Raw genomic sequence first — 21,925 nt, 5'->3', positions numbered from 1 at the left:
GCGCCGCGTGTGTCAGCGGCGGCAACGGAGTTGAGACAAGATGGCCGAGCGGTCATTCGCCAGGGAAGTGGAGAAGCTGAGGCTGGGCGACGGCGAGGAATTCGCCGGCGAGGGCATCTTGGCCATCACCAAGGCGCTACTGCAGTGCGGCGTCGGCTATGTCGGCGGCTACCAGGGCGCGCCGATCAGCCACCTGATGGACGTGCTGGCCGACGCCCAGGACATTCTGGGCGAACTCGGCGTGCATTTCGAGGCCTCGGCCTCGGAGGCCACCGCCACCGCCATGCTCGCCGCCTCCGTGCACTACCCGATCCGGGGCGCCGCGACCTTCAAGTCGACGGTCGGCACCAACGTTGCCTCCGATGCGCTCGCCAACCTCGCGTCCGGCGGCGTCACCGGCGGCGCGCTCCTGATCGTCGGTGAGGATTACGGCGAGGGCTCCTCCATCATGCAGGAGCGCAGCCACGCCTTCGCCATGAAGAGCCAGGTCTGGCTGCTCGATCCGCGCCCCAACCTGCCGTCGATCGTCAAGGCGGTGGAGGACGGCTTCGAACTCTCCGAGGCGTCGAACACGCCGGTCATGCTGGAAGTTCGGATTCGCTGCTGCCATGTGCACGGCAAGTTTACGGCGAAGGACAACAAGCGCCCCGAGATGACGGTTGCCGACGCGCTGGAGACGCCGCGCCGCGACACCGGCCGCATCGTGCTGCCGCCGGCTTCCTTCCTGCACGAGAAGGAAAAGGTGGCGAAGCGCTGGCCGGCCGCCGTCGACTTCATCAAGTCGCGCAAGATCAACGAGTTCTTCGGGCCGGACCACGGCGCGATCGGCATCGTCATGCAGGGCGGCATGTACAACGCGGTGATCCGCGCGCTGCAGCGGCTCGGCCTCGCCGACGCCTATGGCGAGACCGACATTCCGCTCTATGTGCTCAACGCCGTCTATCCGCTCATCGACGACGAGTTTTTGTCCTTCTGCGAGGGCAAGGACGCTGTGCTGGTGGTCGAGGAAGGCCAGCCCAACTACATCGAGCAGGCCTTTGCCGCGATGCTGCACAAGGCCGGCCGCGGCACCAGGCTGGTCGGCAAGGAATACCTTCCGATGGCCGGCGAATACACCGGCCAGGTGATGCTCGACGGGCTCGGCGCCTTCCTGCGCGCCGAAGCGCCGCTGCTGCTCTCGGCCGAAATCCGCGCGCCCAACAAGCAGGACCACGGGGAGGAGATTCCCGACCTGTCAAAGGTCGTTCCCGGCCGTCCGCCGGGCTTCTGCGTCGGCTGCCCCGAACGGCCGATCTTCGCCGCGACGAAACTGGTCGAGCAGGAACTCGGCAGGCACCACATCGCCTCCGACATCGGCTGCCATCTGTTCTCGATCATGCCGCCCTTCGAGCTCGGCGCGACCACAATGGGCTACGGCCTCGGCCCCGCCTCCGCGTCGGCGTTCAATTCGCCGGACGCCAAGCGCCGCTCGATCTCCTTCGTCGGCGACGGCGGTTTCTGGCACAACGGCCTGACCTCGTCGATCGGCAACGCGGTGTTCAACAAGAACGACGGCGTCATCGTCATCGTCGACAATTTCTACTCGGCGGCCACCGGCGGGCAGGACATCCTGTCGTCGCGCGCCGACAACCGCACCAAGGCGACCAAGCACCCCATCACCAAGGCAGTCGAGGGAATGGGCGTCAAATGGCTGCGCCATATCGACCGCACCTACGACGTCGGCAAGATGCAGGCCACGCTGAAGGAAGCGCTGACGACGGAAGAGAGCGGCCCGAAGGTCATCGTCGCCTCGTCGGAATGCATGCTGAACCGCCAGCGCCGCGAAAAGCCGCTGGTCGCCAAGGCGATCAACAACGGCGAGCGCATCGTGAAGCCGAAATTCGGCGTCGACGAGGACATCTGCACCGGCGACCACGCCTGCATGCGGCTCTCCGGCTGTCCGTCGCTGTCGGTCAAGTCGCTCGACGATCCGCTGCGCGACGATCCGGTCGCCAGCATCGACCAGAACTGCGTCGGCTGCGGCAATTGCGGCGAGGTGGCGGACGCCGCCGTGCTCTGCCCGTCCTTCTACCGCGCCGACGTCGTGCACAACCCGAGCGGCTGGGACCGTTTCCTCGACCGCACGCGGTCGCGCGTTATCGCGTTCCTGCAGCGCCGTCGCGAAAGAAGCAGGCTGGTCTTCGCCGATGCTTGACGTGGTTTCCCAATCGAATGGCCAGGGCAAGGCCGGCGATGGCGGCATGATAAAGCTCGCCATCCTGGCGGTCGGCGGGCAGGGCGGCGGCGTGCTGTCCGACTGGATCGTCGATGTCGCCGAACGCAATGGCTATCTCGCCCAGTCGACCTCGGTCGCGGGCGTCGCCCAGCGCACCGGCGCGACGATCTACTATATCGAGATGTGCCCGGATGCCGGCCGTCTCCCGATCTTCGCGCTGTCGCCCTCGCAGGGTGACGTCGACATCCTGATCGCCGCCGAGTTGATGGAAGCTGGACGCGCCATCATGCGCGGTTTCGTGACGCCCGACCGCACCACGCTGATCGCGTCGTCGCACCGTATCGCCGCCGTGTCCGAGAAGATCGAGCCGGGCGACGGCCGCGCGTCCTCGGCCAAGGTGCGCGAGACGGCGGAACTGGCCTCGAAACGTTTCATCTCCTTCGACCTGGAAAAGGTCGCGGTGGACAGCGGCTCGGTCATCTCTGCCAGCCTGTTCGGCGCGCTGGCGGGTTCGGGCGCGCTGCCCTTCCCACGCGAAGGCTACGAGCAGACGATTTCCGAATCCGGGCGCGGCGTGAAGGCGAGCCTCGCCGCCTTCGCCGGCGGCTACGAGGGAGCGCGGGGGCAGTCGGCGGGGTCGACGCAAGCACCCTTCTCCGAGTCCTCACGGGGAGAAGATGGCGGCAGCCAGATGAGGGGCGGCGCTGACCTCTCAGGCAGGGAACCTTCCGGCCCCTCTCGCCTTCTCGACAACTGGAAACACCTTGCCGCCCGCGTCGAGCGCCTGCCCGAAGAGGTCCGCGACATGGCCGCGCGCGGCCTGCGCAAGGTTGTCGACTTCCAGGACGCCCGCTACGGGCAGGAGTATCTCGACCGGCTGGAGCGGGCCGTCGGGCGCGACGATGCCGCGCGCGGTTTCGCGCTCTCGACCGCGGCGGCGAAACATCTCGCCAACGCGCTCTGCTACGACGACGTGATCCGCGTCGCCGACCTGAAGACGCGTTCGACGCGCGGCGCGCGCGTGCGTCGCGAGGTCGGCGTCAAGGACGACGCGATCCTGCAGACCACCGAATATTTCCACCCGCGCGTGGAAGAGTTCTGCGGCGCGATGCCGGCCGGGATCGGCCGCTACATCGAGGCGCGGCCAAAACTCGCCGCGTTCATCGACCGCCGCATCAACAGGGGACGCCGCATCCGCACCGACAGCTTTACCGGCTTCGCGATGCTCTGGATTGTGGGCGGCCTGCGCCGCTGGCGGCGCTCCCTGCTCAGGCATGAGGTCGAGCAGGCGCATCTCGACCGCTGGTACGACCTGGCGCTCGACACCGCGCCGCAGGACTATGCGCTGGCGGTGGAGGTGCTGAACACACGCCGGCTCATCAAGGGCTACAGCGACACCCATGTCCGCGCGCAATCGAAGTTCGACCGCGTGTTGTCGGCGCTGCCGATGCTGAAAGGCCGCCCCGACGCCGCCGACTGGCTGCGCCGCCTGCGCGAGGCCGCGCTGAAGGACGAGAAGGGCGACATGCTCGACGGCGCGCTGAAGACGGTGGCGACGCTGGGTGAGGGGCCGATTTAACAGCGTTGCGCGGTTCGCGCAGGGCTTAGCATATGAGAATTCGACCCCCACTCCGTCTCGCCTTCGGCGAGCCACCTCTCCCCCGATCGACGGGGGAGAGGAAGGCCGGTGGCACGGCTTGGCGTCTTTCCTCTCCCCCACTGTGTGGGGGAGAGGTGGCTCGCCGAAGGCGAGACGGAGCGGGGGAATATGCTCGCAAAGCCTTCACAAGGGCGAGGAGAGGGCACCAACCCCGCAGGACGCACTATTGCTCCCCGTCACACCAAAATTGACTTTTGTCAGCGGTCGTGACTATTGTCGGAAATGGCAATCCGACCGGCAGACCAGATCGTCCACAAGGCTGCGTGGCTCTACTACGCGCACGGCCTGAGACAGGACCAGGTCGCGCAGCAGCTTAACATTTCGCGCGCCTCGGTCGCCATGTATCTGCGCAAGGCGCGCGAGACCGGCATCGTCAACATCTCGACCTCGACGCAGCTCTTCACCGACGACGTGATGGCGCGCGAGATCGAGGACGCCTACGGCCTCGACGCCGTCTGGATCGCGCCGCATGGCGACCATGTCGATCCCGCCGCGGAAGTGCCGGTGCTGGCGTCCAGCGTCTTCCTGGAACTCGTCAAGAAGGGCGACCGCATCGGCGTCGCCTGGGGCCAGACCGTCTACGCCATCGCCGACGTCATGGCCTATGCCGACCTGCAGGACGTCACCGTCGTGCAGCTTTGCGGCAATCTCGGCGCGCCCTTCGCCTACCGGCCCGACCAGTGCACGATGGAAATCGCTCGCCGGCTGAACGCCAAAGGCCTCAATTTCTACGCGCCGCTCGTTCTCTCGACCGAGGGACTGGCGAAACAGCTGCGCGACGAGCCCGTCATCCGCGAACAGCTTGCCGGCATCTCCGACTGCGACCTCGCGCTCTATTCGATCGGCACGGTGGACGGCGAAAGCCATGTCGTCAAATGCGGCGCGCTGACGGTGGAGGCTATGGACGCGCTGCGCCGCGATGGCGCCGCCGGGGTCGTCGCCGGCCAGATCATCGATAGCAAGGGCGCGCTGCTCGACTGCAGCTACAACCGCCGCTGCATCTCGGCCGACCTTGCCTCGCTGCGCGCCATCCCCCGGCGGCTGGTGGTGGTCCAGGAGGAAAACAAGTTCGATCCGCTGCTGGCGGGTCTCGCCGGCGGGCTCGCCACCCATCTCGTCGTCAACCATGCGATGGCCCGGCGGCTGCTCGACCACGCCAGGAGCGGAGCCTGGCGCAAGGCGTCCTAGCGGGCCGCCCTGTCATCCGCCTGTCGCCCATTTCCTTTCAAACCCGATATCGAACAACCGGACAAAGACCATGAAGAACCTTTGGAACGACGCCGAAGCCGAGAAGCTGGTCGCGCACTATGCCGAAAAGGGCGTTGGCCGCGACCTCGCGCTGCGCGTCTACACCACCCGCCTGCTCGGCGGCGACCCGCGCCTCGTGCTGCACGGCGGCGGCAACACATCGGTCAAGACCAAGGCGACCGACCTCATCGGCGACGAGTGGGACGTACTCTGCGTCAAGGGCAGCGGCTGGGACATGGGCGTCATCGAGCCGCAAGGGCTTCCCGCCGTAAAACTCGGCGCGCTGCTCAAGGCGCGCAAGCTGGACAAACTGTCGGACGAGGACATGGTGGCGCTGCAGCGCGTCAACCTGCTCGACCCCTCATCGCCCAATCCGTCGGTCGAGACGCTGCTGCATGCCTTCCTGCCGCACAAGTTCGTCGACCACACGCATTCGACGGCCGTGCTCGGCCTCGTCGACCAGGACAACAGCGAGGAGATCTGCCGCAAGGTCTACGGCGACACCTTCGGCTTCGTGCCCTACATCATGCCGGGCTTCGACCTCGCCAAGGCGGCGGCGGAAGTTTTCGAGCGCGACACGTCGGTGATCGGCCTGATCCTCGACAAGCACGGCATCTTCACCTTCGGCGATGACGCCAGGCAGGCCTACACGCGGATGATCGACGCCGTCACCAAGGCCGAGGAGTTCATCGCCGCCGGCAGGCAGCCCCGGCCCGCCGCGATCGCGCTGCCGGCGAAGGTCGCCGCTGCCGCCGAGATCGCCTCGACCATCCGCGGCGCAGTCGCCGTCGACAAGGGCGAGGGCCGCTTCGACCGTATGATCTCGGACTTCCGCGTCTCCGAAACGATCCTCGACTTCCTGGCCTCCTCGAAGCTCGGCGAACTGGCCGGACGCGGCGTCTCGACGCCCGATCTCTCGATCCGCATCAAGACCGGCCCGATGGCGCTGCCCGCGCCGGAAGCGGGCAAGCTCGGCGACTACCGCAACGTCGTGAAGGAGCATGTCGCTGCGTTCGCGAAAGACTACCGCGCCTATTTCGAGACCAACGACGCGCTCGACGACGTCAAGCGCACCATGCTCGACCAGATGCCGCGCCTCTCCCTCGTGCCGGGCGTCGGCATGTTCGGCCACGGCCGCACGCTGAAGGACGCGAAGATCGCTTCCGATGTCGGCGAGATGTGGATCGAGGCGGTCAAGGGCGCGGAAGCCATCGGCGACTTCAGGCCGCTTTCCAAGGCCGATCTCTTCCCGCTCGAATACTGGTCGCTGGAGCAGGCCAAGCTCGCCTCCAGCAAGCCGAAGCCGCTCACCGGCCAGGTCATGCTGGTGACCGGCGGCGCCGGCGCGATCGGCGCGGCCACCGCAAAACTGTTCGCCGACTACGGCGCGCATGTGGTGGTGGTCGACCTCGACGCCGACAAGGCGGCCGAGGCCGCGAAGAAGGCCGGCAACGCCTCGATCGGTGTCGGCGCCGACATCACCGATCCCGCGCAGGTGCGCACCGCCTTCGACAGGGCGGTCGCCGTCTATGGCGGCGTCGACATCCTCGTCTCCAATGCCGGCGCCGCCTGGGAAGGCAGGATCGGCGAGATCGACGACGCGCTGCTGCGCAAGAGCTTCGAGCTCAACTTCTTCGCCCACCAGACGGCCGCGCAGAACGCCGTGCGCGTCATGCTGGAGCAGGGCACCGGCGGCGCGCTTCTGTTCAACACCTCCAAGCAGGCGGTAAACCCCGGCCCGAAGTTCGGCGCCTACGGCCTGCCCAAGGCGGCGACGCTCTTCCTTTCGCGCCAGTACGCGCTCGACTACGGCGCCGACGGCATCCGCTCCAACGCGGTCAACGCCGACCGCATCCGCTCGGGCCTTCTGACCGACGCCATGATCGCCAGCCGCTCGGGCGCGCGCGGCCTCAGCGAGAAGGATTACATGTCGGGCAACCTGCTCGGCCAGGAGGTGACGGCGCATGACGTCGCGCAGGCCTTCCTGCATCATGCGCTCGCCGACCGAACCACCGCCGACGTCACCACCGTCGACGGCGGCAACATCGCGGCGGCGCTGCGCTAGGGCAGCCTATCAAGGAGCGCTGGTCGAAGACCGGCGTTCCTTGTCCTATTTGATGCGTGATGCTTGATGCTGGTTGGAGATGCACGCGCATGCGAACGACCCTGGCCATTGACGATGACGTTCTCATGGCTGCGAAAGCCATTGCCGACCAGCAAGACCGTAGCTTGGGCGATGTCATCTCCGATCTCGCGCGCAAATCCCTGCGTAAGCCGCAGCCGCCCGCCGAGCGCAATGGCGTCCCCTGCTTGGCGTTCGACCCGGCGCACCACCGGTGACGCTGAAGACGGTGAACACGCTCCGCGACGAACTTCCGTGATATCTGCTCGACGTTAATGTACTCGTCGCCTTGATCGATCCCGGCCACGTTGCGCACGACGCGGCTCATGGCTGGTTCGCAACCTCAGGGCAACCAAGACTGGGCAACCTGCCCGATGACCGAGAATGGGGTGATCCGGATTGTCGGAAGTCCGAAATATCCGAACACGCCGGGATCGCCCGCCGCTGTTGCGGCGATAATGACCAAGCTGTGCAGCCTTTCCGGCCATCGTTTCTGGCCAGATGACCTCAGCCTGATTGCGTCCGACCTTGTTGACCCGGGCCGCATCCTCACTTCGACGCAGGTTATCGACACCTACCTGCTGGCGCTTGCCAAAACCAACCGCGGCAAGCTGGCGACGTTCGACCGCCGGCTTTCCGTCGCCGCCGTCAAAGGCGGCAAGGCGGCGCTGCACATCATCGAAGGATAATGCTCGAGTCAAAAAAGGGCGGGCCCTCCAGCCCGCCCTTCCTGCTTCAGCCCTGCGGCCGAAAAGTCACTTCGCGTTCGGGTTCGGCATCCAGGCCGGCATGGCGACATCGGCATGCGCGAACTGCGGCATCTTCGCCGACAGCTCTTCCATGTTCTTGATGTCGTTGTCGTTGAGGTCCTTCTGCGTGATCAGCGTCGGCGGCACGATCACGCTCTTGCCCGGATCCTCGCCGGCGAGCAGCTGCGCCAGCGCGCGCACCGAAACCTGGCCGACGACGGCCGGGTTGGTCGCCGCGGTCGCCGCCCAGGCGCTGCCGGGCTCCCGCATCGCCGCGATGTCGGAGGTCGAGACGTCGGCCGAGTAGATCTTGATGTCCGACGACAGGCCGGCCTCGTCGACCGCGATCTTCACGCCCTTGGCGAACTCGTCATAGGGCGCGAACATGACCTGGATGTCCGGGTTCGCCGTCAGCACGGAGCGCGCCTGGTTGGCGACCGAGTTGGCGATCGGGTTGTCGAGCGTGCCGAACATGGCCTTTTCCTCGATGCCCGGATACTTGGCCTTGAACTCCTTCCAGGTCTCGTCGCGGCGGTCGAGCGGCGCGATGCCGGCGACGTAGACATAGCCGGCCTTCCAGGCTTCGCCGTTGTCCTTGACCGCCTGCTCGAGCGCCAGGCGGGCGAGGTCGCGGTCGGACTGCTCGATCTGCGGGATCTTCTCGTTCTCGACGTTGACGTCGAAGGCCACGACCTTGATGCCGGCGTCGACCGCGCGCTGCGCGGCTTCCTTCATCGATTCCGTCAGGCCGTGCTGGATGATGATGCCCTGCACGCCGAGCGCGATCGCCTGGTCGACCATGTCGGCCTGCAGCGCGGCGTCCTGCCGGCTGTCGAAGACACGAAGGTCGACGCCGAGCGCCTTGGCCTGCGCTTCCACGCCGCTGAGATAGGCCTGGAAGAAGTCGCCGGTCGAGAGATAGCGCACCAGCGCGATCTTGACGTCGGCGGGCTTGTCGAACGGCGCCGGACGGTCCTGCGCCAGGGCCGGCGCCGAGATGAGGCAGCTGGCGGCGGCGAGGCCGATCGCAAGTCTGCCGAAGGTTCTACGCGTAAAGTTCATTCCTTCCTCCACTTTGTGTCTGGTCGGTTGATGTTTAGGTTCTGCCCCGGTTCGAAAGGGCAAATGTGAAGACGAGGGCCACGACCAGGACCGCCCCCTTCACGAAGTCCTGCGTGTAGTAAGGCGCATTCATCATCGTCAGCCCCTGCAAGAGGACGCCGACGAACAGCGCGCCGATGGCGGTGCCGAAGGCATTGGGCTTGGCCGCACCCAGGACCGCGAAGCCGATGAGCGCCGCGGCGACTGAATCCAGCAGCAGATTGTTACCCGAGGCGATGTCGCCGCGTCCAAGCCTGGCGGCGAGAAGAATGCCGCCGATCGAGGCGAAAACTCCCGAAATCACATAGGCCCAGATCTTGTATGCCTTGACAGGCGCGCCGGCGAGTTCGGCGGCCTTCGGATTGCTGCCCACGGCGTACATCATGCGCCCGAAGCGGGTGTATTCGAGGAAGAACCAGATCAGCACCGCCAGCACCAGCAGCACCACCACCGACACCGGGATCAGGTTCGGGATGAAGAAGTCGAAGCGGTGGCGGCCGAGCGCCAGGAAGGCGGCGCTGAACGTGCCCTCGGCGGTCGAGCCGTCGGGCATGGTCATGCCAGTGGCGATGGAGCGCCCTTCTGTCGGGATGCGCTGCAGGCCGACCAGCAGGAACATCATGCCGAGTGTCGCCAGCAGGTCGGGCACGCGCATGTAGACGATCAGGAACCCGTTGATCAGCCCGACCACCACGCCGATGACCAGGCAGATCGCGACCGCCACCAGTGCGTTCTGCTCCAGCACCACCATCGCGTAGGCCGCCGCCATCATCGCCGTCGTCGCCACCGAGCCGATCGACAGGTCGAAGCCGCCGACCACCAGCGTCGCGGTGACGCCGAGCGCCAGCACGCCGGTGATCGCCACCGACTGGAAGATGAACACCGCCGCCTGCGGCGAGCCGAAGCCGTCCGTCGATAGCGTGAAGAACACGATCAGCCCCAGAAGCAGGGCGATGAAGCCGTATTTGATGGCGAAGTCGCGGAGAGTCATGAATGTGCCTGAGGTATTTGTTTGCGCACATCGCGCGTGTTGCCACCCCCCTCTGGCCTGCCGGCCATCTCCCCCTCAAGGGGGGAGATTGGCGGCTTTGACCACATCGCCTTATCGGCGCCTTTGGAGATTGGCGAAGGTTTCGATGATGGCTGATCTCCCCCCTTGAGGGGGAGATGGCCGGCAGGCCAGAGGGGGGCGCGAAGGAATGAAGCGCCTGTCATCATGCCGCCCCCTTGAGGTGCTGTCCGGCGATCTCGGCAAGCAGCCGGTCGATGTCGACGTCGGCGTTGCGGTGTTCGCCGACGATGGTGTGTTCCGACATCACGAGGATGCGGTCGGCCGTCTCCAGCGCCTCGTCGAGTTCGGTGACGAAGATCAGCGTGGCGCGGCCGGCCGCACTGGCGCGCAGTTTCGCCGCGATGTCGCGTCGTGCCGCGATGTCGACGCCCTGGAACGGCTCGTCGAGAATGAACAGGCCGGCCGGCTGCGACATCCAGCGCGCCACCATCACCTTCTGCTGGTTGCCGCCCGACAGCGTCGCCATGTCGTCCTTCTCGGACCGGCAGACGATACCGAGGTCGGTGATGGCGTCGCGCGCGACCGCGCGCTCGGCGCCGCGCCGCGCCACCCCGAAGCTCGAGATGCGGTCGAGGAAGGGCAGGCTCATGTTCTCGTAGAGATTGAAGTCCTTGACGATGCCGCTTTCGGCGCGGTCCTTCGCCACCAGGAAGACGCCGGCTGCGATGGCGTCGGCCGTCGATGCCGGTGCATAGGGCCGGCCGCGCAGGCTCATCGTGCCGCCGAGCGGCCGGCGCACGCCGAACAGCGTCTCGGCGAAGGCCGTCTTGCCGACGCCGACAAGGCCGGTGACGGCGACGATCTCGCCGTCGCCGAGCTTCATCGAGAAGGGCCGCGAATGCGCCGCAATCGACAGGTTCTCCGCCGAAAAAACCGCGCCGTCGCCGTCGCGCGCGGCGATCTGGGCGCGATGCATCTTCTGGCCCAGCATGGCGTTGACCGCGCCTTCGTAGTCGAGCGGTTTTTCGTCGAACACGCCGGTGATGCGGCCGTCGCGCAGGCTGACGATGCGGTCGGCAAGCCGCCTTATGTCCGACATGCGGTGCGAGATGTAGAGGATCGCCACGCCGTGGTCGCGCAGCCGGTCGATCACCTCGAACAGCCGGTTCGCCTCCGCGCTAGACAGCGACGAGGTCGGCTCGTCGAGGATCAGCACCTTGGGTTCGTGCGCCATGGCGCGCGCGATCGCCACCATCTGCCGGTCGGCCAGCGACAGGTCGCCGATCTCGGCGTCGAGATTGACGTCGAGGCCCATGCGAGCCGCCACTTCCTGTGCCTGGCGGCGCACGCGGCGTGGATTGAACAGGAATTTCGCGCCGGCGCCGTTCAGCCGGTCCAGCGTCAGGTTGGTGGCGACATCGAGCGCCACCACCACGCCGTCGTTGATGTTCTGGTGCACGGTCACCACGCCGGCGCGGATCGCCTCGGCCGGGCTTGCCGGCGCAAAATCCTTGCCGTCGAGCGTGATCGCGCCGCCGTCGCTCCGGTAGACGCCGGAAACGACCCTCACGAGTGTGGACTTGCCGGCGCCGTTTGCGCCCATGAGCACGGTGACCTCGCCGGCGTGGAGCTCAAGGCTCACGCCGCCCAGCACCTGCGTCGGGCCAAAGGACTTCCTCAGGTCCGCTATGCGGAACGCGGGGTCTGCCATTCATCCTCCCATGGACCAACGCTATGGAGGAAGTCGGCAATTGTCAATACGATTGACAATTGCCAGAACACTCCCTTAGGTTCGCCGAAAAAGGGAGGCCAAAGGGAGGTCAACCATGAACGGATCCGAGGCTTTTGAAGCGCTCACAGTCGAGACCCTTCCGGCGCGCCTGGGCGGCGTCGCGGCGCTGTCGTCGCGCATCGGCGCGGATGCGTCCGCCTGGAAAGTGCGCGAGGTCGGCGACGGCAACCTGAATCTCGTCTTCATCGTCGAAGGCGGCGAGGGCGCGGCCATCGTCAAGCAGGCGCTGCCCTATGTGCGCCTTGTCGGCGAGAGCTGGCCGCTGCCCCTGAAACGCTCCTTCTTCGAGTACCACGCGCTGGTCCGCCAGGAGGCCCGCGCGGGCGAGGGAACCGTTCCCGCCATCTACCATTTCGACGAGGCGCAGGCGCTCATCGTCATGGAATACCTGACGCCGCACGTGATTCTCCGGCGCGCGCTGATCGACGGCCGCATGCCGCCGAAGATCGCCCGCGACCTCGGCCTCTTCATGGCCCGCACGCTGTTCCGCGGCTCCGACCTCAGCATGAAGGCGCGCGCGCGCAAGGAAGATGTCGCCCTGTTCGCCGACAATGCCGAGCTCTGCGACATCACCGAGAATCTCGTCTTCACCGATCCCTACTACGAGGCCGAGCTCAACCGTCACACCACGCCGCAGCTCGACGCGCTGGTCGCCGAACTGCGCGCCGACCGCGACCTCAAGGTCGAGGCGCAGAAGCTGAAGCACATGTTCGCGGCGAACGCCGAGACGCTGGTGCATGGCGACCTGCATTCGGGCTCGATCATGGTGACCGATGAGGACACCCGCGTCATCGACCCGGAATTCGCCTTCTATGCGCCGATGGCCTTCGATGTCGGCATGCTGCTCGCCAATTTCTGGATGGCCTATTTCGCGCAGGCCGGCCACGAAGCGGCCGGCGATCGCGAGGCGCAGCGCAGCTACCTGCTTGGCGTGATCGACGAGACCTGGTCGGTGTTCCGCGCCGAGTTCTCCCATCTCTGGCGCACCGAGCGCACCGGGATGCTCTACGACCGCAGGCTCTTCGAGGATCGCGGCGACGCGTTCGGCGCGGAGCAGGCGCTCGACCGCATGCTGCACGACATCTTCGTCGACATGCTGGGTTTTGCCGGGATCGAGATCCACCGCCGCATTCTCGGCCTCGCCCACAATGCCGACTTCGAGGCCATTGAAGATGCCGACCTGCGCGCCAGGTGTGAGGCGAAGGCGTTGAAGTTCGGCCGCCACCTCGCCGTCAATCGCGAGCGCATCCAGGGACTGGACGAGGCCAACGCGCTTGCCGTCCGTATCGAGAAGGGAGTCGTCGCGTGAAAGTCGCAGACCGCCACTACCGCACCATCTGGGTCGGCGAGGACGGCCGCTCCGTCGACATCATCGACCAGCGCTGGTTGCCGCACGAGTTCCGCGTCGTCAATGTCGGCACGGTCGACGGCATCGCGACCGCCATCCGCGACATGTGGGTGCGCGGCGCGCCGCTCATCGGCGTGACGGCGGCCTATGGCGTCGCCATCCAGATGAACGACGACCCGTCCGACGCCGCGCTCGACCGCGTCTGGGATCACCTGCACGAGACGCGCCCCACCGCCATCAACCTGCGCTGGGCGCTCGACGAGATGAAGCGCGTGCTGTCGCCCTACGCCCCCGCCGACCGGGCCACCGCTGCCTGGCGCCGTGCCGCCGAGATCGCCGACGAGGACATCGAGCTCAACCGTTCGATCGGCCGGCACGGCCTGGAGGTGATCAGGCAGATCGCGGCCAAGAAGAAGCCGGGCGAGCCGGTCAACATCCTGACCCATTGTAACGCCGGCTGGCTGGCGACCGTCGACTACGGCACCGCCACCGCGCCGATCTATCTCGCGACCGAGGCCGGAATTCCCGTCCACGTCTATGTCGACGAGACCAGGCCGCGCAACCAGGGTGCCCAGCTGACCGCCTGGGAAATGGCCGGCCACGGCGTGCCGCACACGCTGGTCGTCGACAATGCCGGCGGCCACTTCATGCAGCACGGCATGGTCGACATGGTCATCGTCGGCACCGACCGCACCACGGCCAACGGCGACGTCTGCAACAAGATCGGCACCTACCTGAAGGCGCTCGCCGCGCACGACAACGGCGTTCCCTTCTACGTCGGCCTGCCGTCGCCGACCATCGACTGGACTGTGCGCGACGGCGTGAAGGAAATCCCGATCGAGGAGCGTTCCGCCGACGAGGTGTCCTTCGTGCAGGGCAAGACCGCGTCGGGCGAGATCGCCCAGGTTCGCATCTCGCCGGAGAACTCGCCGGGCGCGAACCCCGCCTTCGACGTGACGCCGGCGCGGCTGATCACCGGCCTCATCACCGAGCGCGGCATCGCCGAGGCCTCGCCCGAGGGCTTGCTCGCGCTGTTTCCCGAGCGGGCAAGAAGCGCTGCCTGAGCAGGTTCCCTGGATGGGAATAGTGCTTGTGTTCTGAGGCGTCCGTCGTTATCTTCCCATTATGGGAATGATGGCGGCATGCGGGTAATTGCCCAGAACACGCTCGTCGAATACTGGACAAAGCACCCTGCCGCAAAACGGTCGCTGGTGCATTGGCATCAGGTAACCAAATCGGCGCGATGGGATCAGCCGCAGGACGTCCTCGTCGCGTTCTCGAAGGCCAAGGTGCTGAATGCGGAGCGGGTGCGTTTCGAGATCGGTGGCGGAGACTATCGTTTGGTCGTCGCGTTCGATTTTCGCAGGCAGATTGCCTTCGTGAAGTTCCTCGGCACGCATGCTGAGTATGACCGTATCGACGCGCTGAAGGTGTCGATTTTCTAGGAATGATGCCATGGATATTCGGCCGATCCGAACGCATGAAGACCACAAGGAGGCGTTGCGCGAGATCGAGCGTCTCTGGGGCGCGGATGTCGGTACGCCCGCGGGCGACAAGCTTGATGTGCTTGTGACGCTCGTGGAGGCGTACGAGAACATGCATTGGCCCATTGAAGCGCAGGATCCCGTTGAGTTGATCAAGGCCCACATGGAGACGTCGGGCCTGACGCAGGCGGACTTGGGTGCCGTACTCAGATCTACGCCCAGGGCATCGGAGATTCTCAATCGCAAGCGGGCTCTGTCCATGGATATGGTCTATCGTCTCAGCCGGGAGTGGCATCTCCCGGCCGATCAACTTGTCAGGCCCTATCATCTGGCGGTCACTCGACCGTCCACCAAACAAGCTTCGCAACGGGGCGGGTCGCGCCCATGACCGTAACCATCTACGGCATCAAGACCTGCGACACCGTCAGGAAGGCGCGCGCCTGGCTCGAGGCGAACGGCGTCGAGCATCGTTTCGTCGACTTTCGCGTCGACGGGCTCGACCCGAGGAGCCTCGCGCGCTGGAAGGGCGCGGTCGGCTGGGAGAAGCTGCTGAACAAGGCCAGCACCACCTTCAAGGGGCTCTCCGATGCCGACAGGGCAGGCCTCGACGAGAAGAAGGCGCTCGCGCTGATGCAGGCGCACCCGACGCTGATCAAGCGTCCTGTTCTCGACGTCGACGGGGCCGTCACCGTCGGCTTCAAGCCGGACATCTACGAGCAGGCCGTTTCGGCCGGCTGAACGATCGCAGCGCCGGCTGTCGGTTCAGCCCGGTCGCTGGACGGCGTTGCCGAACTGCGGCGTCTTTTCGGCCTCCTCGCGCAGCCAGCGCTTGAAGGCCGTCACCTTGCGGCCCGGTCTCTTCGCGGATGACGTCGCCATGTAGTATCCGAGCCCGCTCTCGGCGCTGACGCCGAACGGCGCGACCAGGCGGCCGTCGGCGAGCGCGTCGGCGGCGAGCAGTTGCGACGCCAGCATCACGCCCTGGCCGCCGATCGTCGCCTCCAGGCAGAGGTTGGGGTCGGTGAAGCTGGCGCCCATCTGCAGCGTCACGTCTTTCACCCCGGCCTGCTCGAACCAGCGCTTCCAGTCGACCATGCCGGCTTCCTCGCGGATCACCCACTCGTTGCCGAGGTCCTCGACCCGTTTCAGCCGGGCGGCGATGTCGGGCGCGCAGACCGGGAAGATGCGCTGCGCAAACAGCAGTTCCGCGTCGACCCCCGGCCAGGATCCGTCGCCCATGCGGATCGCCAGGTCGACGTCGGAGCGGTCGAGGTCGGCGAGTTTCGTCGCCGCGTCGATGCGCAGCATGATTTCCGGATGCTTCCGGTAGAAGCGGCTCAGCCTCGGCACCAGCCAGCGCGCCGCGAAGGCCGGCGCCACCGACACCACCAGGCGGTTGCCGGCATCGTCGGCGGCCAGCGCCATCGCGCCGGAAAGCTCGCGAAAGGCCGCCGTCAGCCGCGCGCAGAACCGGTTGCCGAACTCGGTCGGCGCCAGCCCCGTGCGCGTGCGCTCGAACACCGTCCGGCCGATCTGCTTCTCGGCCCGGTTGACCAGTTGCGACACCGCGCTCGGCGACACGCCAAGCTCGTCCGCCGCCTTCTGCAGCGTGCCAAGCCGCGCCACCGTCTCGATCGCGCGCAGGCCGTTCAGATGCACTTTTCCGAGTCCGTCCATAAACCGACAATATCCAGTTTTTCTAAACCTAGCCATCCCCACATCTGGATTGCGAGTACCGCCGACAAGCCGAAGAATGAAAGGAAGCAAGCCGAACGCGGAGCAACGTCATGAAGATTTCCTCAATCCTGGCCGGTTTCCTGGCGTTTCCGGCCGGCCGCCGCTGCGGCGACGATGCGGCCTGGGCGGACGACCCCTATGCGCATCCCGCCATAGACGCGATGAGCGAGCGCGAGCGCGCCGACCTGCCGCCGGCCCACCTGCCGGTGGCCTATGTCTCCGAGGCGGCGCGGCCCGGCCGCTGCGTCCCCTGACCTCAGTTCGCGACCCGCCGCCGACGCGCCTTCGTGCCTTGGCGGCGGCGGATCCGTTTCCTGCCACGTCCCGTCAAATTCGCCACGATTGGATGCTTCAGAGCGGGCGGTCCCCGGCGTCTCCGGCATTTCCTTTCGCCGGGAAGTGTGGATGATGCCGGGCAGACGCCCGTTCGCGCCCTATCCAAGGAGCCGCCGCTTGTTCTTGTCGTTCTTCCCGCAGCCGAAGCTGTTCTTCACCTCGGCCGCCGCCTGGAGCCTTGTCCTCGTTCTCGTATGGTTTGCCGGGGGAGAGCAGTGGGGTGCCCTGATTGGGCTTCCGCCCGCCGCCGCCGACGCGCCGCCCATCATCGGCGTCGCCGTGTTCTGGTCGAAGCCGTTCCTCTGGTTCTACCTCTACTTCGCGCTCGGCGTAGCGCTCTTCTATGCCTTCTGGAGCCGGTATTCGCCGCATCCCTGGCAGCGCTGGTCGATCCTGGGGTCCGCGCTCATCCTGTTCATCGTCTACTTCCAGGTGCAGGTCAGCGTCGCCGTCAACAACTGGTACGGCCCGTTCTGGGACTACATCCAGAACGTGCTCTCGAAGACCATCACCACCACCACGCCCGAGTTCTACTCACAGGTGGCCAGCTTCGCGGGGCTCGCGCTGGTCGGCATGAACGTGTCCGTGCTGAACGCATTCCTCGTCAGCCACTGGGTCTTCCGCTGGCGCAACGCGATGAACGACTACTACATGTCCCACTGGGATCGCCTGCGCCACATCGAGGGCGCGTCGCAGCGCGTCCAGGAAGACACGATGCGCTTCTCCCAGATCATGGAGGGGCTCGGCACGGCGTTCATCGATTCGATCATGACGCTCATCGCCTTCCTGCCGGTGCTGATCGCGCTGTCCACCCACATCACCGCGCTGCCCATCGTCGGCGCGATTTCGCATCCGCTCGTCGTGGCGGCCATCGCCTGGGCGTTTTTCGGCACCATCAGCCTCGTCGTCGCGGGCTACAAGCTGCCGGGGCTCCAGTTCAGAAACCAGCGGGTCGAGGCCGCGTATCGCAAGGAACTGGTCTATGGCGAAGACGACGCGTCGCGGGCGCAGCCGGCCACGGTGACGGAACTGTTCGGCAATGTCCGTCGCAATTATTTCCGGCTCTATTTCCACTACGTCTATTTCAACGTGGTGCGCTACACCTACCTGCAGGCGAACAACATTTTCTCGCTGCTCATCCTCGGGCCGTCCATCGTCGCCGGCACCATCACGCTCGGCCTGCTGAACCAGATCAGCTACGCCTTTTCCCAGGTCACCGGTTCGTTCCAGTTCCTGGTCAATTCCTGGCCGACGATCGTCGAGCTTCTGTCGGTCCACAAGCGCCTGCGCGCCTTCGAGGCGACGCTGGAAGGCGAGCCGCTGCCCGACATCGACCAGCATTATCTGGAGCGCCAGCGGGCCGGCATGCGGCCGGAAGACCAGCCGGCGTCCTGATCGGCGAAGAAACCGAGGCCGGCGGTTCAGCCGCCGGCCGAGGAAGCCCCGATCTCGCCGGTCGCCGTATCGCTCGCGTCGGCGTCCGTGCGCTTCAGATAGTCGGCGTAGCTGGTGCAGACCACGTCGGCCTTGCCGCAGACATCGTCGGCGAACTGCTCCAGCGCGCCCCAGTAGGCGCCGCCGTTCATCAGCGTGAAATGGAAGCCGAGTTGCAGCGGGATGCGCTCGCCCCGGTACTGCGCGTCGAACGCCGCCTTGAACGCCTCGTAGCTGCGCGCCTGGAAGGCCGCGGCCCCGTCCGGGCGCTCCAGCCCGCCCGAATGGCGCACGAACAGATTGTAGTCCATGGCGATGATGCGCCGGGCATTCGGCCCTTCCGGGATCTGCGGCAGCGAGAAGCGGTCGATCCCGCCTTGCGCGGCCGGCTCGACCGGACCCCTGGAGACCGCGCTGGCGTCGTAGTGCAGGCCTGCTTCGCGCAGCGCCTCGTAGAGCGCCGGCCCGGTGCTGAGATAGGGGGCGCGAAACCCGGTCACGGCGGTCTGCGCGAAACTCTTCCAGTCGGCCGGTTCGCCGTCCAGGCCGTTGAACGCATAGGCGCCGGCCATGATGCGCTTGAAGGCGTCGAATTCCTTCAGCCAGTCGGCCTTCGACCAGCCCTTGCCGTCGAAATGGCCGCAGGCGTGGCTGGCGATCTCGTGCCCCTCGTCCGCCGCCAGCCGGATCTGGCCGAGCCGCTCGGCGACCTCTGCCTTCGTCTGCGCAAAGCCGACGGCCGAACGTCCGGCGGCCTCGCCCGGCGCCTGGTAGTCGCGCCGCTTGTCCTTCGAAAGCAGGAATACGCACGACAGGAAGTAGGTGAAGCGCGCGCCGGTCTTCTGCGCCAGCGCGCGGCTGCGCCGCCACTGCGCCATGTCGTGCGCGCCGTCGAAGGAGATGATCACGTATTGCGGCTTTGCCGGCTGCTTCGCGGCGCCGGCCGGAGGGCCGCCGTCGCTGGACGCCTTGAAGATCGTCGTGCCTGCCTGGGCCGGCTCGGCAAGCGCGATCGGCGCTGACAGGAGGACGCTGAGGACGACGCGGACGGCAACGGACATCGGAACCCGGACATGGAATGCAGGACCCGCCACGGCTATGCGCCAAATGTGGCGTCGATGCGATCCGTGCCCGTTCGGATCGCAGGGAGCCGACGCACGAACTTCGTGCAGACGCCGTCAAAGGATGCTTTAAGACGACCGATCATGGCCGAAATCCTATTCTACCACCTGACCGAGTCGACGCTGGAGGACGCGCTTCCCGGTCTCCTGGAGCGCAGCCTCGGCCGTGGCTGGCGCGCCGTCGTGCAGACCGGTTCGGAGGAGCGGCGCGACGCGCTCGACGCGCATCTCTGGAGCTTCCGCGACGATTCGTTCCTCGCCCACGGCACCGACCGCGAGCCGCATGCGGCCGACCAGCCCGTCTTCATCACCACGACCGACGCCAACCCGAATTCGGCGCAGGTGCGCTTCCTGGTCGATGCCGCATCGCCGCCCGATCTTGCCGGCTACGACCGCGCCGTCTTCATGTTCGACGGGCACGACGCCGCCCAGCTCGAGGCGGCGCGCGCGCACTGGAAGACGATGAAGGGCGCCGGCCACGCGGTCACCTACTGGCAGCAGACGCCGGATAGGCGCTGGGAGCGCAAGGCATGAACCGGCTCGCCGCCAGAGCCAAGCGAGGCTGAACGATGCGCGTGGTGTTCTTCCTGATCCTGCTTGCCGGGCTCGGCGCCGGCATCGGCTATCCCTGGGCCGTCGCCAACTTCTCGGGTCGCGAGATCGGCACGTTCCGGGTCTACGATCGCGGCGGCGCGTTCCGGCCGGTCACGGTTGCGCTGTCGCCGTCCGACGCGCCGGTGCGCGTGCTCGTCGACATGACGGCGGTGGCGCCGCCGGAGTTCGCGTCGAGCGGCACGGCGCTCACGCTCACAGCCTCGGTCGACGGCCGCACGGTGCTGGCGCGGATGCTGACCTTCTTCGAGGCCAAGCCGCAGGAGAGAAGCCCGCAGCTGCGCGAGAAGATCTATCGCGACGAGGCAGGCGTCCTCTCCGACATCGCCGGGGGCGACTATGCCTTCGTCGTCGGCAGGGGCGATGCGGAAGGCATCGAGATCGCCGCTGTGGACCTGGTGCTGCGCGCCGGGGCAGGCCGGCTCGACCCGCGGCTGCAGCCGCTCGGCTTCGCGCTCGCCGCCGTCGGTTTCATCGGCTTTGTGCTGGCGATGCGGCGGGGCCGTCGCGCGCGCAAGCAGGCGTCCGCGCCGCCTCCGCCGCGCTGGGGCCGCGACGGCGGCGCCTCCGGCCAATGAACTACCGCCACGTCTACCACGCCGGCAATTTCGCCGACGTCGTCAAGCACGCCGCGCTGGCCCGGCTGGTCGAGTATCTGAAGCTGAAGGACAAGGCGTTCCGGGTGATCGACACCCATGCCGGCCTCGGCCTCTACGACCTCTCTTCCGCGGAGGCCCAGAAGACGGGCGAATGGCGGGGCGGCATCGGCCGGTTGCTGGATGCCGGGCTTTCGCCCCCGGCGCTGGCGCTGCTCGCGCCTTATCTGGACGCCGTTCGCGCTGCCAATCCCGAAGGCGGCGTCGAATGCTATCCGGGATCGCCCGGCATCGTGCGCCACCTGCTTCGGCCGCAGGACCGTCTCAGCGCGATCGAGCTTCACCCGCAGGATTTCCAGCGGCTGAAGGCGCTGTTTGCCGGCGACTTCCAGGTCCGCGCGATCGAGCTCGACGGCTGGCTTGCGCTCGGCGCGCATCTGCCGCCCAAGGAGAAGCGCGGGCTGGTGCTGGTCGATCCGCCCTTCGAGCAGCCCGGCGAGTTCGAACGCCTCCTCGACGGGCTGGTGCGCGCGCACCGGCGCTGGCCGGGCGGCATCTACGCGCTGTGGTATCCGATCAAGGACCGCGCCGCCGTCCGCGGCTTCCGGGAAATGCTTGGGGCTTGCGGCGTGCCGAAGATTCTCGACGTCGCCTTCGAGGTCCGCCGTCCTTCGCGCGAGGCCCGATTCGACGGAACCGGGCTCGTCGTCGTCAACCCGCCCTTCGTCTTCGAGAAGGAGATGCGCGTCCTGCTTCCCGAGCTTGTCGGCGCGCTTGCCGAAGACGACGGCGCCCGCTGGTCGCTCGAATGGCTGGCCGGCGAGAACGCTGACGCTTGACCCTGGCCGGGCTTGAAAGGATGATGGCGGCCCCGGTCGTCGTCCGGACCTGATTTTGCCCCGAGAGAGGCTTCCGATGCATCGCTTCCTTCGCCCCTTCCTCGCCGCGCTGCTCGGCCTTGCCTCGTCCTTTGCGTCCGCGCCCTCCGCGCTCGCCGCCGATCCCGCGGTCTATTCGTCCGATTCGGGCGTCTGCGCCGAGCGCTGGGTGCTTGGCCGGATCGAGCGCAATTTCGCCTACCAGGTCAGGCACGTGCCCAACCTGCCGCTGGTCGCCATCACGGCGTTCCAGAACATCCACGAGCACCGCTACCTGCCGGCGCAGGAAGATCGCCCGATCGGCCGCACCTATTGCGGCGCCAAGGTCGTCCTGTCGGACGGCGGCTACCGCGACATCTGGTACCTCATCGAGGAGGGGCAGGGCTTCGCCTCGATGGGCCACAATGTCGAGTTCTGCGTCTCGGGCTTCGACCGCTGGTACGTCTACAACGGGCGCTGCCGCGTCCTGCGCTGAGCGTC

At 66.8% G+C, this 21,925-nt stretch carries 20 protein-coding genes and 2 pseudogenes; 17 read left to right on the top strand and 5 right to left on the bottom strand.

Annotation, left to right across the window (positions count from 1 at the left end; translation table 11 throughout):
• Window positions 1-40: 40 nt before the first annotated feature.
• The 6 genes and pseudogenes from ABUE31_RS16395 to ABUE31_RS16370 all read left to right on the top strand — a co-directional run bounded on the left by ABUE31_RS16395 (window position 41) and on the right by ABUE31_RS16370 (window position 7,934).
• The gene (locus ABUE31_RS16395; protein WP_367724751.1) at window positions 41-2,194 is read left to right on the top strand and encodes a thiamine pyrophosphate-dependent enzyme; all 2,154 of its coding nucleotides are present in this window, start codon (window positions 41-43) and stop codon (window positions 2,192-2,194) included.
• Entirely contained in the window at window positions 2,187-3,794 is a 1,608-nt protein-coding gene (locus ABUE31_RS16390) for an indolepyruvate oxidoreductase subunit beta family protein (protein WP_367724750.1), read from the top strand. Before ABUE31_RS16395 ends, ABUE31_RS16390 begins: the two co-directional genes overlap by 8 nt.
• A gap of 303 nt (window positions 3,795-4,097) precedes the next feature.
• Entirely contained in the window at window positions 4,098-5,063 is a 966-nt protein-coding gene (locus ABUE31_RS16385; RefSeq protein ID WP_367724749.1) for a sugar-binding transcriptional regulator, read from the top strand.
• A gap of 70 nt (window positions 5,064-5,133) precedes the next feature.
• Window positions 5,134-7,188, top strand: a complete 2,055-nt coding sequence (locus ABUE31_RS16380; protein ID WP_367724748.1) for a bifunctional aldolase/short-chain dehydrogenase — start codon at window positions 5,134-5,136, stop codon at window positions 7,186-7,188.
• An 89-nt stretch (window positions 7,189-7,277) separates the two neighbouring features.
• Window positions 7,278-7,504: pseudogene (locus ABUE31_RS16375) on the top strand (CopG family transcriptional regulator).
• Between the two features lie 3 nt (window positions 7,505-7,507).
• Window positions 7,508-7,934 (top strand): annotated as a pseudogene (locus ABUE31_RS16370) (TA system VapC family ribonuclease toxin).
• 66 nt (window positions 7,935-8,000) lie between these two features.
• Here the strand turns inward: ABUE31_RS16370 and ABUE31_RS16365 are convergent.
• From ABUE31_RS16365 to ABUE31_RS16355, 3 genes are all read right to left on the bottom strand, one after another.
• Window positions 8,001-9,056 (bottom strand): substrate-binding domain-containing protein, encoded by a 1,056-nt coding sequence (locus ABUE31_RS16365; protein WP_367724747.1) that lies wholly within the window; start codon window positions 9,054-9,056, stop codon window positions 8,001-8,003.
• Window positions 9,057-9,090: 34 nt separating this feature from the next.
• Window positions 9,091-10,086, bottom strand: a complete 996-nt coding sequence (locus ABUE31_RS16360) for an ABC transporter permease (RefSeq protein ID WP_367724746.1) — start codon at window positions 10,084-10,086, stop codon at window positions 9,091-9,093.
• Between the two features lie 223 nt (window positions 10,087-10,309).
• A complete protein-coding gene (locus ABUE31_RS16355) occupies window positions 10,310-11,818 on the bottom strand; it encodes a sugar ABC transporter ATP-binding protein (protein ID WP_367724745.1) in 1,509 nt (502 codons plus the stop codon).
• A 115-nt stretch (window positions 11,819-11,933) separates the two neighbouring features.
• On the opposite strand from ABUE31_RS16355, the gene mtnK reads away from it, so the two are divergent.
• From mtnK to ABUE31_RS16330, 5 genes are all read left to right on the top strand, one after another.
• Window positions 11,934-13,208 carry an S-methyl-5-thioribose kinase gene (gene mtnK, locus ABUE31_RS16350; RefSeq protein ID WP_367724744.1) on the top strand — a complete coding sequence of 425 codons (1,275 nt, stop codon included), beginning with the start codon at window positions 11,934-11,936 and terminating at the stop codon, window positions 13,206-13,208.
• The gene (gene mtnA / locus ABUE31_RS16345; protein ID WP_367724743.1) at window positions 13,205-14,311 is read left to right on the top strand and encodes an S-methyl-5-thioribose-1-phosphate isomerase; all 1,107 of its coding nucleotides are present in this window, start codon (window positions 13,205-13,207) and stop codon (window positions 14,309-14,311) included. Before mtnK ends, mtnA begins: the two co-directional genes overlap by 4 nt.
• 78 nt (window positions 14,312-14,389) lie before the next feature.
• A complete protein-coding gene (locus ABUE31_RS16340) occupies window positions 14,390-14,692 on the top strand; it encodes a type II toxin-antitoxin system HigB family toxin (protein WP_367724742.1) in 303 nt (100 codons plus the stop codon).
• A gap of 10 nt (window positions 14,693-14,702) precedes the next feature.
• On the top strand, window positions 14,703-15,119 hold the full coding sequence (locus tag ABUE31_RS16335; protein ID WP_367724740.1) for a helix-turn-helix domain-containing protein: 417 nt from the start codon (window positions 14,703-14,705) through the stop codon (window positions 15,117-15,119).
• Window positions 15,116-15,469, top strand: coding sequence for an arsenate reductase (locus tag ABUE31_RS16330; RefSeq protein WP_367724739.1), 354 nt, complete (start codon window positions 15,116-15,118; stop codon window positions 15,467-15,469). The genes ABUE31_RS16335 and ABUE31_RS16330 overlap by 4 nt, the downstream gene beginning before the upstream one ends.
• A gap of 24 nt (window positions 15,470-15,493) precedes the next feature.
• Here ABUE31_RS16330 and ABUE31_RS16325 read toward each other — a convergent pair whose 3' ends face one another.
• The gene (locus ABUE31_RS16325; protein WP_367724737.1) at window positions 15,494-16,408 is read right to left on the bottom strand and encodes a LysR substrate-binding domain-containing protein; all 915 of its coding nucleotides are present in this window, start codon (window positions 16,406-16,408) and stop codon (window positions 15,494-15,496) included.
• Window positions 16,409-16,518: 110 nt separating this feature from the next.
• Here ABUE31_RS16325 and ABUE31_RS16320 point away from each other — a divergent pair, with 110 nt between their 5' ends.
• Window positions 16,519-16,722, top strand: coding sequence for a hypothetical protein (locus tag ABUE31_RS16320; protein WP_367724736.1), 204 nt, complete (start codon window positions 16,519-16,521; stop codon window positions 16,720-16,722).
• Between the two features lie 199 nt (window positions 16,723-16,921).
• Window positions 16,922-18,199, top strand: coding sequence for a peptide antibiotic transporter SbmA (sbmA, locus tag ABUE31_RS16315; protein WP_367724735.1), 1,278 nt, complete (start codon window positions 16,922-16,924; stop codon window positions 18,197-18,199).
• A gap of 26 nt (window positions 18,200-18,225) precedes the next feature.
• Here the strand turns inward: sbmA and ABUE31_RS16310 are convergent, their stop codons facing one another.
• Complete coding sequence (locus tag ABUE31_RS16310; protein ID WP_367724734.1) at window positions 18,226-19,299, bottom strand: polysaccharide deacetylase family protein; 1,074 nt, start codon at window positions 19,297-19,299, stop codon at window positions 18,226-18,228.
• A gap of 144 nt (window positions 19,300-19,443) precedes the next feature.
• Between ABUE31_RS16310 and ABUE31_RS16305 the strand changes: the two genes are divergently transcribed.
• The 4 genes from ABUE31_RS16305 to ABUE31_RS16290 all read left to right on the top strand — a co-directional run bounded on the left by ABUE31_RS16305 (window position 19,444) and on the right by ABUE31_RS16290 (window position 21,920).
• Window positions 19,444-19,893 (top strand): DNA polymerase III subunit chi, encoded by a 450-nt coding sequence (locus tag ABUE31_RS16305; protein WP_367724733.1) that lies wholly within the window; start codon window positions 19,444-19,446, stop codon window positions 19,891-19,893.
• Between the two features lie 35 nt (window positions 19,894-19,928).
• Entirely contained in the window at window positions 19,929-20,549 is a 621-nt protein-coding gene (locus ABUE31_RS16300; RefSeq protein WP_367724732.1) for a hypothetical protein, read from the top strand.
• A complete protein-coding gene (locus ABUE31_RS16295; protein WP_367724731.1) occupies window positions 20,546-21,406 on the top strand; it encodes a 23S rRNA (adenine(2030)-N(6))-methyltransferase RlmJ in 861 nt (286 codons plus the stop codon). The genes ABUE31_RS16300 and ABUE31_RS16295 overlap by 4 nt, the downstream gene beginning before the upstream one ends.
• A gap of 76 nt (window positions 21,407-21,482) precedes the next feature.
• Window positions 21,483-21,920: a hypothetical protein gene (locus ABUE31_RS16290; RefSeq protein ID WP_367724730.1), complete on the top strand. Its 438-nt coding sequence runs from the start codon at window positions 21,483-21,485 to the stop codon at window positions 21,918-21,920.
• The last annotated feature ends 5 nt before the right edge of the window (window positions 21,921-21,925 follow it).

Origin of the sequence: Mesorhizobium marinum, assembly GCF_040813675.1 — a bacterium.
GTDB classification, from domain to species: domain Bacteria; phylum Pseudomonadota; class Alphaproteobacteria; order Rhizobiales; family Rhizobiaceae; genus Mesorhizobium_K; species Mesorhizobium_K marinum.
The sequence above is the reverse complement of the archived record's forward strand: the minus strand, read 5'-3'. Positions and strand labels throughout refer to the sequence as shown.

Coding starts and splice junctions, on each gene's coding strand:
- ABUE31_RS16395 (WP_367724751.1), top strand. CDS start 41: ATGGCCGAGCGGTCATTCGCCAGGGAAGTGGAGAAGCTGAGGCTGGGC.
- ABUE31_RS16390 (WP_367724750.1), top strand. CDS start 2,187: ATGCTTGACGTGGTTTCCCAATCGAATGGCCAGGGCAAGGCCGGCGAT.
- ABUE31_RS16385 (WP_367724749.1), top strand. CDS start 4,098: ATGGCAATCCGACCGGCAGACCAGATCGTCCACAAGGCTGCGTGGCTC.
- ABUE31_RS16380 (WP_367724748.1), top strand. CDS start 5,134: ATGAAGAACCTTTGGAACGACGCCGAAGCCGAGAAGCTGGTCGCGCAC.
- ABUE31_RS16365 (WP_367724747.1), bottom strand. CDS start 9,056: ATGAACTTTACGCGTAGAACCTTCGGCAGACTTGCGATCGGCCTCGCC.
- ABUE31_RS16360 (WP_367724746.1), bottom strand. CDS start 10,086: ATGACTCTCCGCGACTTCGCCATCAAATACGGCTTCATCGCCCTGCTT.
- ABUE31_RS16355 (WP_367724745.1), bottom strand. CDS start 11,818: ATGGCAGACCCCGCGTTCCGCATAGCGGACCTGAGGAAGTCCTTTGGC.
- mtnK (WP_367724744.1), top strand. CDS start 11,934: ATGAACGGATCCGAGGCTTTTGAAGCGCTCACAGTCGAGACCCTTCCG.
- ABUE31_RS16340 (WP_367724742.1), top strand. CDS start 14,390: ATGCGGGTAATTGCCCAGAACACGCTCGTCGAATACTGGACAAAGCAC.
- ABUE31_RS16335 (WP_367724740.1), top strand. CDS start 14,703: ATGGATATTCGGCCGATCCGAACGCATGAAGACCACAAGGAGGCGTTG.
- ABUE31_RS16330 (WP_367724739.1), top strand. CDS start 15,116: ATGACCGTAACCATCTACGGCATCAAGACCTGCGACACCGTCAGGAAG.
- ABUE31_RS16325 (WP_367724737.1), bottom strand. CDS start 16,408: ATGGACGGACTCGGAAAAGTGCATCTGAACGGCCTGCGCGCGATCGAG.
- ABUE31_RS16320 (WP_367724736.1), top strand. CDS start 16,519: ATGAAGATTTCCTCAATCCTGGCCGGTTTCCTGGCGTTTCCGGCCGGC.
- ABUE31_RS16310 (WP_367724734.1), bottom strand. CDS start 19,299: ATGTCCGTTGCCGTCCGCGTCGTCCTCAGCGTCCTCCTGTCAGCGCCG.
- ABUE31_RS16305 (WP_367724733.1), top strand. CDS start 19,444: ATGGCCGAAATCCTATTCTACCACCTGACCGAGTCGACGCTGGAGGAC.
- ABUE31_RS16300 (WP_367724732.1), top strand. CDS start 19,929: ATGCGCGTGGTGTTCTTCCTGATCCTGCTTGCCGGGCTCGGCGCCGGC.
- ABUE31_RS16295 (WP_367724731.1), top strand. CDS start 20,546: ATGAACTACCGCCACGTCTACCACGCCGGCAATTTCGCCGACGTCGTC.
- ABUE31_RS16290 (WP_367724730.1), top strand. CDS start 21,483: ATGCATCGCTTCCTTCGCCCCTTCCTCGCCGCGCTGCTCGGCCTTGCC.